The organism is Undibacterium sp. SXout7W, from assembly GCF_049339385.1.
In the GTDB taxonomy this organism is placed as follows: Bacteria; Pseudomonadota; Gammaproteobacteria; order Burkholderiales; family Burkholderiaceae_D; genus Undibacterium.
In genome coordinates this window covers 39,310-58,010 of the sequence record NZ_JBMPPF010000011.1, presented here as the reverse complement: position 1 = coordinate 58,010, position 18,701 = coordinate 39,310, and the positions used below count along the sequence as shown (strand labels likewise).

Below are 18,701 nucleotides of genomic sequence, written 5' to 3'. Positions count from 1 at the left end.
ATCGGAAGTTATATGCTGGCTCCATCGTCACCACGTAAATTTGCTTTGTTTTCAGTTTTGGCAGCCACCGCACTGGTGATTCTGGGTGGTTTGTTTTACCAGTCGCTGGCCAGCGATCCGGTGGTGCCGGATGTCAGTTTTACCAATTTGCAAGGCCAGCAGATCAGCACACAAAGTCTTCGTGGCAAAGTCGTGATGGTGAATTTCTGGGCGACTTCTTGTTCGACCTGTGTAGCAGAGATGCCGCACATGATAGAAACCTATAACAAATACCATCAGCAAGGTCTGGAATTTGTTGCCGTTGCGATGAGTTATGATCCGCCAAATTACGTATTGAATTACACCGAAACCCGCAAGTTGCCGTTTCATGTGGCGCTGGATGTCCAGGGGAAACTGGCTCAGAGTTTTGGCGATGTCAAACTGACGCCAACGACGTATGTGATCGATAAAAAAGGCGTGATTTTAAAACGCTATGTCGGCGAACCTTCTTTTAGCGAGCTGCATACACTACTGGAAAAAGCACTGGCTGCTTAATATGGATAACGCTGGTTGACAGCGATTGCATCAGCCCACATCGCGCTCGTTACCAGCTCCCTTGCTTCTGCAACTTCGACTGTTTTGCAACTTCCATTGCGATCAGGTCATCCTTCTGGCCTTGATCGCTTTCATCGCTTTGATCGTATCTTCATGTTATCGCGTGAAGGTCTTGCGATAACGGATGTTCATACTGATACCTCATTAGCCTGATTGTTGCTGTGAATTGAGCAGCTCGTTCGACGAAACGCCTATCTGACGATTGAGTGACCTGATACCGGTTGCTGGTAGCCATATTTGATGGCGACCAGCAGACCTGTGCTCATCAGTGTGATTGCCAGCGTGGCCAGTAATGGCTTGAGTTGTAGTGCTTCAAAATAAAACAGTTGATGTAATGCTGGCATGCTCAGTGCCAGCGCCATGAGCGTACAGGTACTGCCGATGACCCACCATATCACCGGATTTGGCAGCAATACCGATTGCCAGAAATTGCGCGACAAAGAGCGATGAATAAACACCAGACCGATATTGCCCGCGACCATCGAGGTCAGCGCCAGTGCACGTGCCTGATGGTCACTGTATCCCCATTCCATGCTGCCTTTGAATACCAGCAGGACCGTTGCCAGCAGCACGAGTCCCTGTATTCCGGCCATATACACCACGCGACGGTCAAAGATACTGGCATCGGTGGCACGCGGCGGTTTGCGCATGCTGTCAGGCTCTTCCGTTTCTGCTTCAAATACCAGCGAGCAGGTAGGGTCGATCATCAGTTGCAGTACAAGAATATGCACCGGCATTAACACGACAGGCCAGCCCAGCATCACAGGAATCAGAGACATGCCCACGACCGGGACATGTACAGCAATAATGAAGGCGATGGTTTTGCGCAGATTATCAAAAATTCTGCGTCCCGAACGGATCGCCGCGACAATCGAAAAGAAATCATCATCCAGCAAGACCATGGATGCGGATTCCCGTGCCACATCGGTACCGCGTTTGCCCATGGCGATGCCGATATGCGCGGATTTCAATGCCGGAGCATCGTTGACGCCATCTCCCGTCATGGCAACGATTTCGCCAGCGCTTTTCAGCACATTCACCAGACGTAGTTTTTGTTCTGGTGCAACACGACAAAATACCGACACAGTCTTGACTGCATTTTGTAGTTCGGTATCGCTGAGCTGATTGATTTGCGACCCGGTCATGACTTTTTCCGGTGAAACAATGCCGCATTGCGCTGCGATGTTGCTGGCGGTTGCCGGATAGTCGCCAGTGATCATCACGACTCTGATTCCTGCCGACTGACATTCTGCAATCGCGGCTGGCACGCCGTCGCGAACAGGATCAGCCAGTGCGATCAAGCCGATGAATTCAAACTCAAAATCGTGTTGTATTGGTGGCAGATGCTCTGCTGTGGCTTGAATGGCTGGAAGTTGTTTGCCAGAGTCGCGGGTAGAAAATTGTGCCTTGGCGACACCTAGCACACGCAATCCCTGCGCCGCCATGCGATCGGTTTCTGCGGTAATGGTTTGTAGTGCGGCCGGATCAAGATGACATAAATCGGCAATCGCTTCCGGCGCGCCTTTGGCAGCAATCACCAGTTGCGCCAGATCCTTTGAGGTCCATACCCGCGACATGGCCAGCAACTCTTTAGACAAAGGATATTCGCTGACTAATGTCCAGTCGCCATGCAGGTGTTCGGTTTTTTTCAGACTTGCCTCGCCGCAGGCAAGAATCGCCGTTTCCATCGGATCAAAAGGATCGCGATGGCTGGACAAGATGCCGTATTCGATCACTTCATGGAATTCTTCTGGCAGTTGTGATAACGGTAAAGACAGCGATGTCGGATGGCAATTGAACACTTGTCCCTGTGCATATAACTGTGTGACGGCCATTTTGTTCTGCGTCAGGGTGCCGGTTTTATCGACACAGAGGACAGTGGTGGCTCCCAGCATTTCTATGGCAGGAATCCGGCGCGTCAGCACTCGTTGTCTGGCGATGCGCCAGGCACCTATCCCCAGAAACAACATCAGCACCACGGGTAATTCTTCCGGAATGACTGCCATTGCAAACGTAATGCCAACCAGCACACCACTCAGCACATCATGCCTGCTGATGGCATACCAGCAGGCCAGCAAGACTGCCAGCAAAATACTGGCGATCGCGACTACGCGTACGACCTGTGCGGTTTCCCGCTGAACACGGGTGGGTTCTTCCTGTACCGCAAATAATGCCTGTCCGATATGACCAATGGCCGTCTCAGCACCTGTGGCAATCACACGCGCCATGCCTTTTCCCTGCACAACCAATGAACCGGAAAACACGAATGGCAGACCATCGCCTCCTGCTTGTCCCATGACGGTCGGCTCATTTTCTGCGAGTGCTTTGCTAACGGGCACGGATTCGCCAGTCAGCAGGGATTCATCCATACTCAGATTCAGGCAGGACAGTAATACTGCATCAGCTGCCACCCGATCGCCCTCTGCCAGCACGAGCACATCTCCTTTGACTACATCGCGTCCGGCAATCCGTTGTGGTATGCCGTCGCGGATGACCAACGCACGTGGACTCGACAAGTCACGTAAGGCTTCCAGCGCCCGTTCAGTTTTATGTTCCTGAAAGAAGGTGATACCGATAATCACAAACACGAATACCAGCAACACCAGCGCTTCTTGCCGGTCACCGAGCAGCAGGTAGATGACTCCACAGGCAATCAGCAATAGCAGCATGGGTTCGGTAATCACTTTCCATGCAATGCGCCAGACATTTTGCGGCTTTGCCGTCGGTAACTCATTGGTGCCATGCTGCGCCAGCAATTGTGCCGCTACCGGGGAACTGAGACCGGATTCTGGGCCTGTATGATCTGCTTGCATAAGGTGTCGCGCCATCAGGAAGGTGATTGAGCTACAAAATGTCCATAGCAGGATAGTAACAAATCATCCTCTGCGCGCGGATAATACTGACGCTGGCATGATCTGGCACAGACAGCCGCGATATTGCGCTTGCTGTCACAAATGACGCGCGGCCAGCGTCTACTGGCATAAAGTCAAAGATACAGGACTGAGGCAACAGTTAGGAGTAATACCTCTATGCAGAATAATAGTTTGAACGAATTTAATCTTCACCGTGGACGCTTGTATGGCATCGCGTACCGGATGTTAAGTAGTAAAGCGGATGCCGAAGATGTGTTGCAGGAAGCTTATATACGATGGCATGCAACTGATGTGGCGCAGATACTCAATGCCCAAGCCTGGCTGGTGACAGTGACGACACGTTTATCCATTGATCGTTTGCGCTTGCTGCAACGGGAGCGTGAAACTTATAGCGGACCGTGGTTGCCGGAGCCTTTGGTCTGGTCTGAGCCGGTGACGCCTGAGTGGGCGGCAGAGCTGGCGAGTGACGTGTCAATGGCGTTTTTATTGTTACTGGAACGTCTTACGCCAGAAGAGCGCGCCGCATTGCTGTTGCATGACATTTTTGATGTTGAGTATGTGGCGATCTCCGATATGTTGGGGAAGACGCAGTCCGCCTGCCGGCAACTCGTTCACCGTGCCCGTGAGCGCGTCAGCTTGCCGCGGGCACGATTCAAGGTCGATCATGAACTGCATCGCAATGTGCTAGAACGCTTTGTTCAGGCCGCGAATTCCGGTAATTTGGCCGACCTGCGTGCGTTAATGGCATCAGATGCTTTGCTGATGGCCGATGGTGGCGGTAAAGTTGTATCGGTGAATCGTATTCTCTACGGCGCGGACAGGATCGCCCGCTTGTACCATGTCGCGGCACGCCAATTCGGTTCTGCTTGTCGCTATCAGTTCGCCATGATCAATGGTATTCCGGGGCTGTTACGTTACGTGGAGGATGGACTGGATGCGACGATATCGATTGATACAAACGGTCAGCAACTAACGGCCATCTACACGGTACGACATCCTGATAAATTACAGAATGTTGCCAGAGCTTTGCTGTCCTGAAATGGAAAAACCGAGTAAAGGAGCAATGTTGAATCGTTGATGGTGTTGACGCGCTGATTTTTAATTTTTGAAGGATATTTGTCACAAACAACGTGTTCTGAGCGTCTTGTTGAGAGAGGCAGACAGGGTGTCTGCACCATCATGACAGGAGTCACAATGAATATCAGAGTCAACTATACGGCTGCCGGTGCCAGTCTGGCGCAGGCGTTGCGCGGTGTGAATGCGGTACTGGAGAAATCCAGTCTGGGGTCACAACTGATCGATCTGATCTTTTTGCGCGTCTCGCAGATCAATGGCTGCGCGTATTGCGTGGATAAACATGCGCGGGATTTGCTGGTATCAGGTGAGACTTTTCAGCGTATCAATAGCCTGCTGACCTGGCGGGAAGTCAATTTTTATACCCCGCGTGAACGTGCAGCATTGGCATTGGCAGAATCCGTGACGAAGCTGGCTACGCATCGGTCGCAGGATGAGGTGCAAAGTACCTTGGATGAGCATTTTAATGAGCAGGAAACCGTTGATTTGGTCTATGCGATTGCGTTGATGAACGCCTGGAACCGGATTGGCATCAGCTTTCATATCCCTGTACAGGAGCAGGCTGTGCAACCGTCAATCTGAAGTAAATCTGAATCAACAGAAAAGCCGCCGGGCAGCAGCACCCAGCGGCTTTTTTAATTCAGTATCCAGCGAAGAATGGATCAGGATAATTTTTTGACCACGACACAGCCGATGGAATATCCTGCTCCAAACGAACAGATCACGCCGATATCGCCTTGTTGCAGGTCTTCGTGGTGTTTGTGAAAGGCAATCACGGAACCAGCCGATGAGGTGTTGGCGTAGGTATCAAGGATGGTCGGCGATTCTTCTGGTGTTGCATCGCGGCCCAGTATCAGGCGGGCGATCAGCAGATTCATATTCAGATTCGCCTGATGCAGCCAGAAACGCTTGACGTTGGTGACGGGGATATCTGCAGCTTCTACTGTCGCGGTAATTGTGGCAGCCGCCAGAGGGCAGACATCTTTGAATACTTTGCGACCTTGTTGACGGAATAATTTATCTGCCTTGCCAATGCCTGATTCATCGGCGCGATTCAGAAAGCCAAAGTTATTTCTGATGTTGTTTGAAAATTTGGTGGTCAGTTTCAGACCGACGATCTCGAACTGGGATGCCGACGTTGCCAGATCAGCACGCTCCAGCAGAATAGCAGTACATGCATCTCCAAAAATGAAATGACTGTCACGGTCACGCCAGTTCAGATGGCCGCTGGTGATTTCCGGACTCACCACCAGTACCGCGCGCGCCTGACCGCTCTGGATGGCGCTGACAGCGGCCTGAATACCAAACGTGGCGGAGGAGCAGGCGACATTCATGTCAAAACCATAGCCATCAATACCGAGCGCGCTTTGAACCTCTACTGCGATGGCGGGATAAGCGCGTTGCAAGTTGCTGCAGGCGACGATGACGGCGTCAACATCAGCGGCGGTCTTGCCAGCACGTTCCAGCGCTTCGCGTGATGCGGCCACGGCCATATCGCACATAATAGATGGTTGATCATCGCTGCGTTCAGGAATGCGCGGCACCATGCGGCTGACATCAAGTACGCCAGCTTTGTCCATGACAAAACGCGATTTGATGCCGGATGCTTTTTCTATAAAGCCGACGCTGGATTCTTCGAGTGCTGTTACTTCGCCGCTGGCGATGGCTGCCGCATTGTCTGCATTGAATTGCTGCACATAGGCATTAAAACAGGCGATCAGTTCTTCGTTTGAAATGGATTCAGATGGTGTGAAAAGGCCAGTTCCGCTGATGACTACTTTGTTCATCGTTTTCTTTCTTATGTCTGTTGTATCTGTCTTGCACGACGTTCGCGGCGCGTGACCAGAAGACTGGTGCTATTGTCGGAGCTTGGTCGTGTCTGTTTAGTAGTGGGCACGCATGAAATTGCGCGACGTTGTCGCTCAATTTTACACAAATTACGCCGCAGTTTAAGCTCTGCTGACGGAAATAGAGCACTTGTTCCACGCAATAGCATACAAAAAAGGGCAGGAAGATATTTTCTTCCTGCCCTTCCATCATTTCTTGTTTTATCGTTGTTCAGCTATGCCGTATCGGTGATGTTATTTCAGCTATTGTTTGTTCCTGTCATGATGCAGCGAATGAATTTCAGAATGCTAATGATTAACCAAGCAGTTGATTTTTATGATGCAACAGATGATCTTCAATCAGGCTGCTGATGAAGTAATAACCGTGGTCATAGCCCGCATGTTGACGTAAGTTCAGTGCTTGACCTACCTTGTTACAGGCTGCTGCAAGCAGATGTGGGTATAGCTGGGTTGCGAGAAACTGATCCGCCTCGCCCTGGTCGATCAGGATGCCTTGCGGATACGGAGCGCGCTTTTGCTGTGTCATCAGCGCGCTGGCATCATGTGCCGCCCATGCCGCTTGATCGGTGCCGAGGTAAGCGGCGAATGCTTTTTGCCCCCACGCACATTGCGTTGGTGCAGTGATCGGTGCAAAAGCGGACAGGCTTTTATAGATGCCGGGATGGCGCAAGGCCAGTGTCAGTGCGCCATGTCCCCCCATGGAATGCCCCATGATGCCGAGGCGTTCTGTGTCGATGGGTAAGAACTGACCCAGCAGCGTACGTAATTCATGGACGATGTAGCTTTCCATGCGGTAGTGCGCACTCCACGGTGCTTCGGTGGCATCCAGATAGAAGCCCGCACCGACACCGAAATCCCAGGCATCGCTGTCACCGGGAATATTCGCACCACGCGGACTGGTATCCGGCGTGATCAGAATCAAGCCTTCACGCGCAGCGACGCGTTGCGCCCCGGCTTTGATCATGAAGGTTTCTTCGGTGCAGGTCAGACCTGCCAGAAAAAATATCGCCGGGCAAACCGTGCCTGTCAGTGCCTGCGGTGGCAGGAAAACTGAAAAGCGCATCGGCAACCCGATTTCTGTTGATGCATGGCGATAAAACTGCTGCAGCCCGCCAAAACACGCATGCTGGTTTAGCAGTTCCACGCCTTCAGGCAGCGCCTTCATCGTGACGTCCGCCATCATCAATACAGCACAACAGAACGGATGGATTCGCCGCTCTTCATCAGATCAAAACCTTCATTGATCCTTTCCAGCGGCAGACGATGGGTAATCAGATCGTCGATATTCAGCTTGCCTTCCATGTACCAGTCAACGATTTTCGGCACATCGGTGCGGCCACGGGCACCGCCGAAGGCGGAGCCTTTCCATTCCCGTCCCGTCACCAATTGGAACGGACGGGTGCTGATTTCTGCACCGGCTTCCGCCACGCCGATGATGAAGGATTGTCCCCAGCCTTTGTGGCAGCATTCAAGCGCTTGGCGCATGACCTTGGTATTGCCTATGCATTCAAACGAATAATCGACACCGCCATCCGTCAGTTGCGTGATGTGATCCACCACGTTTTCAACTTCATTCGGATTCACAAAGTGCGTCATGCCGAATTTACGTGCCATTTCCTGACGTTTAGGATTGATATCGACACCGATAATTTTGTCGGCACCGACCATTTTGGCGGCCTGAATCACGTTCAGACCAATACCGCCCAGACCGAAGACGGCGACATTCGCACCGGCTTCCACTTTCGCGCTGAATACGACAGCACCGACGCCGGTCGTCACACCGCAGCCGATGTAGCAGATTTTGTCAAAAGGCGCGTCTTCACGGACTTTGGCGACGGCAATTTCCGGCACGACGATGTAGTTAGAGAATGTCGAGGTGCCCATGTAGTGGAACAGCGGTTTGCCATCCAGCGAAAAGCGCGATGTGGCATCTGGCATCAGACCGCGACCCTGAGTCGAGCGTATCGCCTGACAAAGATTGGTTTTGCGTGATAGGCAGAATTTGCATTGACGGCATTCTGGCGTGTACAAAGGAATCACATGATCGCCTTTGCGCACGCTGGTGACACCCGGGCCGGTATCAACGATGATGCCAGCACCTTCATGGCCGAGAATCGCCGGAAACAGGCCTTCAGGATCGGCGCCTGACAGCGTGTAGTAATCGGTGTGGCAGATGCCTGTGGCCCTGACTTCGATCAGGACTTCACCTGCGCGTGGTCCTTGCAGATCGACTTCTTCTATCGTCAACGGTGCTCCGGCTTTCCAGGCAATGGCGGCTTTGGTTTTCATGTCTGTCCTTTATCAATAATGCTGCAGATTGTCTTAGATTCACTGATCTATCGCGTAGTTTATGATGGGGTTTGGCGTAATCTGCATGAAGATTGGCGCAATATGCTGAGGCTCTGATGTTCGCTGCTATGATATCGCTGTACCAGCATATGCTGAAGCTGCCAAGAAGACAAAAAATGTAAAAAAGTGCAGAAGAACTGGAAGCTAATCAGGCAAGAGTTAAGTAGAGCAGAGTTGAACATCAATGAAACATAAAGCAGTTATTTACCCGATATTCACTAAACATCACGCAGAACTGATCACTGACAGGACGCTACCTTTCGCATTGGGCAGCTCAATGTCGTATTCACCACATTTGCCGTTATGTCATGCAATATCATGTCCGGGCAAATACGCCTCATTTCTGTACTGATAGCAAACACTTTATGCCGACACCAATACAACCGCAATGGCCCAGAAAAGTGGACATCATCATCTATCCTGGCTTTAAAGCGCTTGAGGCGATAGGCCCGATGTCGGTCTTTGAATATGCCAATATTCATTTGCAGAAAAAGGGCAAGCCCGCTGCCTATGATGTCAAAATTGCTTCTGTGCAGGTCGGTAGTGTGCGCTCAGATACCCTGATGAGTCTGGATGCCAGCAAAGCCTTGAGTACGCTGGCATTGCCTGATGATGCGATTATTGTCGGCTCGCGGCATATTCGTGAGGCGCTGCAGGTCAATACCGCAATCAGCGATTGGGTGGCTGATGTCGGGCATAAAGTGCATCGTCTGGCTGCCTTGTGTTCCGGTGCATTTTTTCTGGCACGCACGGGCTTGCTTGATGGCCAGCATGCGACAACGCACTGGAGTGTGGCTGAACAATTACAAAAGGAATTTCCTTCGGTGATTGTGGATGCTGATGCTATTTTTATCCGTGCTGGTAATTTATGGACATCGGCAGGTGTGACGGCGGGCATCGATCTGGCGTTAGCTTTTGTCGAAGCCGATTGTGGTCACGATCTGGCGCTCGAAGTAGCGAGTGATCTGGTCGTATATCTGAAGCGTCCCGGTGGGCAATCGCAATTCAGCACCCATTTGCTCAGCCAGAAAACGACCCAGACGAATATCCGTCAATTACAGGAATGGATATTGGCGCATCTGCATCAGCGTTTGCCGGTGGCGCAACTGGCGGATATGGCGGGGATGAGTTTGCGTAATTTTACCCGGCAGTTTCATCTGGAGGCTGGTGTCACTACCTCAGAATTTATTACGTCCGCAAGGATGGAGCTGGCATGCCAGCTTCTGTCGGACAAAACCGAGCAGCGAGTGTCGATGAAGCAGATCGCTGCGCGTTGTGGCTTTGGCAGCGGGGATCAACTTCGCCGCGTGTTTCAGCAGCGTTTGCAGATGTCCCCCAGCGATTATCGTCAGCGTCTGCATTCAACTGGCTGACTGCCGGAGCAGTCGGTCATAAGGTGATTACATTGCCATATAGCGGCCGGGACGATGATTCAGCATAATCGCCAGATTCAACGCAAATGCCCCCATGATGGAGGCCAGTAGTGCCATTGGACTAACCACCATCAGTGACGCCATGACGATGAGCACATCGACGCCCATTTGAAAGGTACCTGCACGCAAGCCTCTTTTTTCCTGCAGATACAAAGCGAGAATATTAATGCCACCCAGACTGGCTTTATGACGAAACAGGACAACAAAGCCCACGCCCATCAGTAGTCCACCGATGAGCGCGACATAGAATGGTGTCAGTGCGCTGGTATTCACCAGATGCACCAGTTTGGGATGTAGCCCGGAAAATACTGAAACCATTGCCACTGCGCAGAAGGTTTTGAGCGTGAATTGCCAACCCATGCGACGCCACGCCAGCCAGTAAAACGGTAGATTCAGCAAAAAAAATACCAGCCCGAATGACATACCCGTCTTGTAATGCAGTAAAAATGCCAGTCCGGCTGTTCCGCCAGTCAGTAGTCCTGCCTGGTTAAAGAGCGCTACGCCAAGGGAGACAAACAGCGTGCCAGTCAATATGGCCAGCACGTCCTCCAGCAAGCTGTGTGGAATGAAAATCCGGGAAGTAGCGGGTTTTTGTTGTGTCATGACGTGATCGTGGTCAGAAAAAAACAGACGAAAGGCAAGTGGAGCCAGCGGCGCATTGTACGCCCCAACTGGCGCATCTCTGAACAGTGAGCACCAGCAGTTGCGATGGGCTTGCGCTGTATCAAGCCAATTCAAGTCGATATTAAGCAAATATCAAGCCAACATCATATAAACATCACACATCGGACGTCGTATTCGTCTGATCTTTGTTGCCCGTATGATCTTTTCCCGCTCCTTGGTCAGTTTGTTGCTCCCTGTCATTCACTTGTCGTGCGGGCAGAAAAAAATCTCTGGCTCCGGTGCGGAAACGACGCCAGAGCAGGGCGCCAAGATGCCGCCATTGACCAAAACTGACGCGTCGCGAGCGCAACGCTACCAGCATCGCCAGACTGAAACTGACACCAAGGTTGACAATCCCGATCAGCAGAATGCCTGCCAACGTGTACAGACATAGCTGCCAGCTGATTTGGTGTTCCAGTCCGACTAAGGCAAAGGCGAAGTTAGCGCTGGAAAAGGTGATATGCCGGATGTCGACAGGCAGGCCAAAGAAACTCCCTAATTGCCCTATGCTGCCGAGCATGATGCCGAAAAAGAAATTTCCAGCCAGTGCGCCAAGGTTATTGCCGATATAGGTGGTGACACTGAGCAAGCGTTTTTCTCCCAGCAGGGAGCGCAGCCACGCCAGTTGACGTAAACGGGCAGGAATATTGGCATAGCTGGCTTTGTTGTCGTAATAGCCTGAAATGAGACCGGATAGAAACAGGCAGACACCCGCGATTGCAGCATGCGGCAAGGCCAGACTGCCCAGCGGATCAAGGTCATGCAGCAAATGTTGCGCTTTTTCCGGATTCACCAGATGCTGACCGCTCATGCCGTACCAGATCCAGGCAATCAGATACGCCGTCGGTATGGCGAGTCCGATATTGCCGATGATGGCAATGAATTGCGATCGTAATACCCGCACGATCAGTTCGACCAGTTCATCCAGCGATTGTTTTCCCTGATCGATAGCGCGTGCAATCAGCGCCGCAGTCATGGCGGGCTGTTTGGTGGCAATCGTGAAGTGCAGCACATGTACCAGCATGAATCCGGAAGAATAATTCAGGCTGTACAGCAATGCGTAGCCAAATGGGGCAAGCGCCATTGTGGCAAACAGAATTTTGAATGTTGCCATGAAGCCGACGATTACCCCCGCACCTACCGCAGAGCGCAGCATACTCATCCATTCTGCGCGTGTATCGGTGACGTAATGCTCACCGCTGCGTCCCGCTCTTTCTGTTACTTGCAGCGACAGCAGCTCGGTATTGGTTTGCAGCAGATGGCGCAGGCTATGGCGTTGGTTGTCAGCACTCACTAGTTCTTTGAGTAATGTGGTGGCGATTTTGGTCGCAGTCTCGCTATCGCGGCTGTCGAGTAATGCCAACAGGCAACGCAGGCGGGCAATACTTTGAGTCAAACGCAACAGCAGACGCGTCAGGCTGATGGACACACCTTGTACCGCCGCAGTGCGGCGTATGCGGGAAGCAATCGCTTCGCACTGCGTCAACAATACCTCAATGTGTTTGCTGTCTTCACGCTGTTTCATGCGGTCACCGAGCCATTCGCTTTGGCACAGCACATATTCATTGATGGCGTCGTTCTGACGCAGAAATGGGGACTCAAATTGTTCTATGGCCGGATAATTGCGCACCAGCTCTGCTTCCAGGCCGATATTAGTGATGCGGTACGATAATACTTGCACCGCACTCAACATTTCATTGGTGATAATGGCGTAGGTTTGTCTTGCCTTTGGAATCCGAAATCCGATCGCCCGCATCAGATCCTGCCAGACATTGTCAGCCACCGCATTGACCCACAAATGATCTTGCGGATCATGAAACAATAATCCGAAAATATCTTTGATGTAATCGTCGTTGACCAGTGGTGGCAGTAGTTTATTGATCAGTCTTTGCCATGCTGCGCTCCAGAAATTGCCGTTCAGCGTAATCCCTGTGTCTGTCAGTAAGTGCACCAGATGGCGTGAGGTCAGCACTTGTATCAGATAGCGCCGTAGTGCCAGTCGCCAGGATGGATGCCGCATCAGGACGTAGCACAATGCGCGGACGTTGTCGGTCGCACGTGCTGAATCGGTCGGCTGAGGCGGGCGCAGAACGGCAATCAGCTCCTGTAAATGTTCGGTTGAACGCAAAGCAGGTTGTTCTGCCAGATGATTTTCTATGTTGATGAGTACCTGATCTAGTGACAATCGATGCTCCTTTCAGAGGATGTTGACGCTGGGGTTGTCGCGACAGTGACGCTGTTGGCGGCATAAGGGACTGCAAAGGCATCGCCAGCGATGCTGCTGCAGCCTGTCGATAGCGGTCATTGCCGGAAGTGGTCGGAAGTGACCTATATGGGTCGGACAGTAACAGAATAAGCAAAGTTCCGTTGAAGTGCGGATACCAGTGAGTGACAAATTAGTCTACAGTAGGCATAGTGTGCATACTGTATGCGTAGGTAATCGGGACATGATGATGACGTCACGTCTGAAGTCGGACGTGAGATGCGTGTGAGGGTGTTCCGAGCCGATGCAGGTTGCTTGTTTTTTTCTCAGAAGGTTGTACGTTGGATAATTTTTTTCTGGTCGTGGCAGCGTTATTGCTGGTGTTGTTGAATGGTTTTTTTGTGGCGGCAGAATTCGGGCTGGTGAAGTTGCGTCAGACCCGTGTCAGAAGTCTCGCCAAAGTATCTGGCTTGCGTGGTCGTTTGCTGGTCAAGGTACATCAACACCTGGATACCTACTTGTCGGCATGCCAGCTCGGCATCACTCTGGCATCTCTGGGGCTGGGCTGGATAGGTGAGCCTGCGTTTGCGCGTTTATTGCAGCCGCTGCTACAACTGGCAGGCGTCACCTCTGTGGAATTGATTCACGGTATTTCGTTTTTCTTTGCATTTTTTACGATCTCTTTTCTGCATATCGTCGTTGGTGAGCTGGCTCCCAAATCTGTTGCGATCCGTATGCCGGAGCGAGTATCGCTGTGGACAGCTCCCGCGCTGTACGCATTTTACTGGGCGATGTATCCGGCGATCTGGATATTAAACTGGAGTTCAAACAAGGTATTGGCGCTGGCAGGGCTGGATGCGGTACATGGCAGCGACAGCCATTATTCGCCGGAAGAACTGAAACTGATTTTGCGCAGCAGTCGTAGCGGCAGCAAGGAAACCCGCGATGAATGGAGCATCATGGCGCAAGTGCTGGACTTTGGCGGATTGGAAATCTCCGATCTGATGCGTCCTATCAATGAAGTGGTCGCCATGTATAAATCCGCTTCGCTTGAAGAAAATATGGCAACCGCCAAACGGAATCGTTTCAGCCGTTACCCGTATTTTGATGAGGATGAAAAAACGGTCTTAGGGATGTTGCACCTGAAAGACCTATTCTTTGCGCAACAGGCGGGAAAAACGCTGGATGATCTGAGTGCATTGCTGCGTCAGGTGGAATTTGTGCCGCCGACAATGCCTGCACTGGAATTATTCCGCCGCTTTCGTAGTGGTGCCCCCCATTTTGCGATTGTGGGTCACAAAGGAAGTAAGCCGGTTGGTTTCCTGACATTGGATAACCTGTTGGGCGCATTGGTTGGGCAAATTCGTGATGAATTTCGTCAGAACGAAAATGACTGGTCTGTTCTGGATGACGGTACGCTGATCGGCAAAGGCAGTTTGCCCTTATACACTTTAGGTATGGCGCTCGGGATTGATCTTGATAGCGACGAAGTAGAGTCAATTGGCGGCCTGATTATGCATGCACTCGGAGATTTGCCGGAGGAAGGTCAAAAAATAGAGTTTGAACACTTTGACGCGGTCGTCAAAAAAATGAATGGCCCACGTATTTTGCTGGTGCGTATTTATCCCAAATTGAAGGTGCAAGCATAAACGGGAGTGGTGGCAGTATATTGCTCACCGCACAAGTCAGATTCATGTAATAAAAAAAGATCACAATCGCGGATCAGTAGGGATTGAGTAGCGATTCAACAGTGATTAGATTGTAGTTTGATTTTGGCTCGCTACTATCCGTGACCGCTCAATAGCGTATTGCTTTATTACCAGTAAATAGCACATGATGGTCATCATCTGACGCGTTGTTTTATCATAAAATGTTGTCAGTCAGAAGTGCTATATGAACTGCATGGTGGTCAGTTCTTTCAGATCACATTTTTGTTAATTTTTTGCTGGCGCAAACATATTCTGGTGTGAGGGTAAGTTGTTGAAGGCAAATTCAGAATGACTTTTCTAAGCAGCATTTTCCGATACTCTCGCAGTTTCTGGCTTACGCTTGGCCTGTTCGTCATTTTTTCTATTGTGTTTGGCATCTATGTCCAATCAGAAAAAATGATCGATCGCGCTAATGAACAGCGTTACCAGTCCTACATTTTGGCGGATGAACTACGGCAGTCGTCAGATGATCTGACCAATATGGTACGTATTTATGTCGCCACTGGGGACGTAGTCTACAAGCAGCATTATCAGGAAATTCTGGGCATCCGCGATGGCAAAATTGCCCGTCCTGTGGCCTACCATCATGCGTACTGGGATCTGGTGCTCAAAGATGATCAGCGACCCCGTCCCGCCAGTCATCAAAGAATTGCCTTGCTCGACTTAATGCGCGCGGCCGGATTTACTGACAGTGAGCTCAAAAAATTAGCCGATGCCAAAGCGCAATCCGATGCCTTGACGAAGATAGAATTCGATGCCATGGCACTGATTGAGCGTGCAGATGGCGTCGATGATCTTCGCCGCCTGTATGCCAATAATATGCTGTATGACAATACCTATCTTCTGGCAAAAAAATCATTGATGCAATTGATTGCCGAGGCACATGAGCTGATGGAAAAGCGGACTGCGGCACAAGTAGCGCAGACGCTGGATAACGCGCTGTATATGCGTTGGGTGTTCGTGCTATTTTGTGTTTTGCTGGTAGCGATGTTGTGGCATGCGTATCGTTCGTTTTATCTGACTATGGGGGCAGATGTTGAGCAGATACATGGCGTGTTGATCAAACTTGGCAGCGCCGACTTTCACTCGCCGATTGCGGTTCCTTCGGGAATGCAGTCCAGTATTCTTGGCTGGATTTCGATTTTGCAGTCAAAGCTTGCGCAGGTAGATCGTGAGCGTCTTGACGTGAGCCAGTACAACAGCCGCTTGACACGTTTATATAGCGCATTGAGTCAATGTAATCAGGCGATTGTCTGGAGTAAAAACGAACAGGAATTATTTCCTAAAGTCTGTAGTGACGTGGTGAAGTTTGGTGGCATGAAAATGGCATGGATAGGTATGTTTGATCCAGCCAGTCAGGAACTGCAGCCTGTTGCCAGTGCTGGTGACGGAACCGATTATCTGAATGATCTGAGGATTTCGGTGCATGCCGATGATCCTGATGGCAAAGGCCCCAGCGCTACTGTTTTTCGGGAAAATGAACCTTTCTGGTGCCAGCAATTTCAAACCAATCCAGCGACGGCGCACTGGTCAGCCCGGGGTGCCAGATTTGGTTGGAAAGCCTCGGCCGCCTTGCCGCTGCACAAAAACGGCGTGGTGGTTGGTACCTTCAATCTGTATGCAGATCATGAAAATGCCTTCGATGCGGCTGCACAGGATTTATTGTTGGAAATGGCGGTCGATATCAGCCATGCCTTGAACCGGTTTTCCATGGAAGAAGAGCGTCAGCAGTCGCTGATCTCCGAAGAATTGCGCGCTTATATGCTGGAGCGCATCACTGGTACATCATCGTTGAGCCAGATTCTGGATGATGTCGTACTTCGTCTGGAACAGATGATTCCGGATAGCCTGTGTTCTATTCTCCTGCTGGATAGTGAAGGCAAACGCATCAGGTTGGGAGCTACACCGAGTTTTCCAGCCTTTTTCAGTAAGGCCATTAATGGTGAGAAAATTGGCGAAGGCGTAGGTTCTTGTGGTCATGCCATGTTCACCGGCCAGCGTACTGTTGTCGAAGATATCGCATCTCACCCGTATTGGGAGCAATATGCCGATCTGGCCAAAGCAGCTGGTTTGGGCGCCTGTTGGTCTGAGCCTATTTTCTCTTCCTCTCAGCAGATATTGGGAGCGTTTGCGATTTATCACCACGTGCCGACGAAGCCGCAGGTGTTTCATCTCAAACTGCTCGAAATGGCAGCGCATTTTATTGCGATCGCGATTGAGCGAAAACATGCAGAAGACAAGCTGCGCAAGCTGTCACAGGCCGTTGAACAGAGTTCGAATTCTATCGTCATTACGGATACCAATGCCAATATTGAGTATGTGAATGCCGCTTTTTTACGTAACAGCGGAGGAGTATTCGCCGATGTTGTCGGTCGTAAGCCAAGCATGATCAAATCCGGTAAAACACCGTCAACGGTGTATAAGGATATGTGGGCACATCTGAAGCGCGGCGAAAGCTGGAAAGGCGAGATGACCAATACCTACATTGATGGCAAAGACCACATAGATTTGGTTCAGATTTCTCCGGTACGTGATCTGAGTGGGCAAGTGACACATTTTCTGGCAATACAGGAAGACATTACAGAAAAAAAACAGACCGAGGCACGCATACAATATCTGGCGCACTATGATGCGTTGACTGGCTTACCTAACCGGGTGTTGCTGGATGAGCGCGCCCGTTATGCCATCAGTCTTGCTCGTCGCACACATGATTCTCTGGCAGTGATTTTTCTGGATCTCGATCACTTTAAAGATATCAACGACTCCCTTGGACACAGTCTGGGTGATGCAATGCTGATTGAGCTGGCGAAGCGTCTGGGTGGCGCACTGCGCGAAGACGATACGGTATCCCGGCTTGGCGGTGATGAATTCATTTTGTTGTTGCCTGGCCTTGACATGCGCGGAACGGAAAGCGTCGTGCAAAAAATCATGCGCGTTGTTGGCTTGCCTTATCAGTTAGGTCAATATGATCTGAATGTGAGCGCATCTATCGGCATTGCTATTTTCCCGCATGATGGACAGGATCTGGAAATGCTGTCCAAGAATGCTGATGCAGCGATGTACCGTGCTAAACGTGAAGGACGTAATACTTATCGCTTCTTCACTCAAGAAATGCAGGCACGATCGGCGCGACATCTGGAGCTGGTGAACGCATTGCGACATGCTCTGGAAAAAAATCAGCTGTATCTGCTGTATCAGCCACAATTATCGATTATGGATCGACAAGTGATCGGTGCAGAGGCCTTATTGCGCTGGCAGCATCCGGAGCTTGGCATGATCTCGCCAGCGGAATTTATTCCTGTGGCAGAGGAAAGCGGCCTGATACTGAGTATTGGAGAATGGGTATTGCGTACTGCTGTCGCACAGATGAAGTTGTGGCTTGACGCTGGTCTGGGTGTCGCCACGATGGCGGTCAATTTATCGGCAGTGCAATTCCGGCATGTGGATTTACCAGCGATGGTCAGCAAGATTTTGAAGCAAGAAAATGTCGCCCCAGAATATCTGGAGCTGGAACTGACCGAGAGCGTGGCCATGTATGATCCGCATGCTGCCATCGCGATCATGAATAATCTGCACGAACGCGGTGTAAGAATGTCGATTGATGACTTTGGTACCGGCTATTCTTCACTGAATTACCTGAAAAAATTCAAGGTCTATAAACTTAAAATCGATCAGTCGTTTGTGCGTGACATTCATACCGATCCTGAAGACAAGGCGATTGTCAGTGCGGTGATTGGCATGGCAAAAAGTCTGGGTCTGGAGACGATTGCGGAAGGTGTAGAAACGCTGGAGCAACTGGAATTTTTAAGTGAACAAGGCTGTGCCGAAGTGCAGGGATATTATTTTTCCCGACCAGTGACTTCCACAGAGTTTGAGACTTTTGTCCGGTCTGTCGTTTGAGTGAAGGGGCTGGCTTTAGTTAGTCCCGCTTTAGTCAGTCCTGCTTGTGTGATGGG

The 18,701-nt window shown here is 50.9% G+C and carries 12 protein-coding genes; 6 read left to right on the top strand and 6 right to left on the bottom strand.

Annotation, left to right across the window (positions count from 1 at the left end):
• Positions 1-12: 12 nt before the first annotated feature.
• On the top strand, positions 13-534 hold the full coding sequence (locus tag ACO0LB_RS11930; RefSeq protein ID WP_423049318.1) for a TlpA disulfide reductase family protein: 522 nt from the start codon (positions 13-15) through the stop codon (positions 532-534).
• Positions 535-785: 251 nt separating this feature from the next.
• Here the strand turns inward: ACO0LB_RS11930 and ACO0LB_RS11925 are convergent, their stop codons facing one another.
• A complete protein-coding gene (locus ACO0LB_RS11925; RefSeq protein ID WP_423049317.1) occupies positions 786-3,407 on the bottom strand; it encodes a cation-translocating P-type ATPase in 2,622 nt (873 codons plus the stop codon).
• Positions 3,408-3,623: 216 nt separating this feature from the next.
• On the opposite strand from ACO0LB_RS11925, the gene sigJ reads away from it, so the two are divergent.
• Positions 3,624-4,505 (top strand): RNA polymerase sigma factor SigJ, encoded by an 882-nt coding sequence (sigJ, locus tag ACO0LB_RS11920; RefSeq protein ID WP_423049316.1) that lies wholly within the window; start codon positions 3,624-3,626, stop codon positions 4,503-4,505.
• Positions 4,506-4,661: 156 nt separating this feature from the next.
• Positions 4,662-5,123 carry a carboxymuconolactone decarboxylase family protein gene (locus ACO0LB_RS11915; protein WP_423049315.1) on the top strand — a complete coding sequence of 154 codons (462 nt, stop codon included), beginning with the start codon at positions 4,662-4,664 and terminating at the stop codon, positions 5,121-5,123.
• Between the two features lie 80 nt (positions 5,124-5,203).
• Here the strand turns inward: ACO0LB_RS11915 and ACO0LB_RS11910 are convergent, their stop codons facing one another.
• From ACO0LB_RS11910 to ACO0LB_RS11900, 3 genes are all read right to left on the bottom strand, one after another.
• Positions 5,204-6,328, bottom strand: a complete 1,125-nt coding sequence (locus tag ACO0LB_RS11910) for a beta-ketoacyl-ACP synthase III (protein WP_423049314.1) — start codon at positions 6,326-6,328, stop codon at positions 5,204-5,206.
• 355 nt (positions 6,329-6,683) lie between these two features.
• Complete coding sequence (fghA, locus tag ACO0LB_RS11905; protein ID WP_423049313.1) at positions 6,684-7,553, bottom strand: S-formylglutathione hydrolase; 870 nt, start codon at positions 7,551-7,553, stop codon at positions 6,684-6,686.
• 17 nt (positions 7,554-7,570) lie between these two features.
• A complete protein-coding gene (locus tag ACO0LB_RS11900; RefSeq protein ID WP_423049312.1) occupies positions 7,571-8,677 on the bottom strand; it encodes an S-(hydroxymethyl)glutathione dehydrogenase/class III alcohol dehydrogenase in 1,107 nt (368 codons plus the stop codon).
• A gap of 425 nt (positions 8,678-9,102) precedes the next feature.
• Here ACO0LB_RS11900 and ACO0LB_RS11895 point away from each other — a divergent pair, with 425 nt between their 5' ends.
• Entirely contained in the window at positions 9,103-10,110 is a 1,008-nt protein-coding gene (locus ACO0LB_RS11895) for a GlxA family transcriptional regulator (protein ID WP_423049311.1), read from the top strand.
• Positions 10,111-10,137: 27 nt separating this feature from the next.
• Here ACO0LB_RS11895 and ACO0LB_RS11890 read toward each other — a convergent pair whose 3' ends face one another.
• Both ACO0LB_RS11890 and ACO0LB_RS11885 read right to left on the bottom strand, forming a co-directional pair.
• Positions 10,138-10,773, bottom strand: a complete 636-nt coding sequence (locus ACO0LB_RS11890; RefSeq protein WP_423049310.1) for a YitT family protein — start codon at positions 10,771-10,773, stop codon at positions 10,138-10,140.
• 175 nt (positions 10,774-10,948) lie between these two features.
• Positions 10,949-13,018, bottom strand: coding sequence for a site-specific recombinase (locus ACO0LB_RS11885; RefSeq protein ID WP_423049309.1), 2,070 nt, complete (start codon positions 13,016-13,018; stop codon positions 10,949-10,951).
• A 359-nt stretch (positions 13,019-13,377) separates the two neighbouring features.
• Here ACO0LB_RS11885 and ACO0LB_RS11880 point away from each other — a divergent pair, with 359 nt between their 5' ends.
• On the top strand, positions 13,378-14,685 hold the full coding sequence (locus ACO0LB_RS11880) for a hemolysin family protein (protein WP_423049308.1): 1,308 nt from the start codon (positions 13,378-13,380) through the stop codon (positions 14,683-14,685).
• 456 nt (positions 14,686-15,141) lie between these two features.
• On the top strand, positions 15,142-18,645 hold the full coding sequence (locus ACO0LB_RS11875; protein ID WP_423049307.1) for a bifunctional diguanylate cyclase/phosphodiesterase: 3,504 nt from the start codon (positions 15,142-15,144) through the stop codon (positions 18,643-18,645).
• The last annotated feature ends 56 nt before the right edge of the window (positions 18,646-18,701 follow it).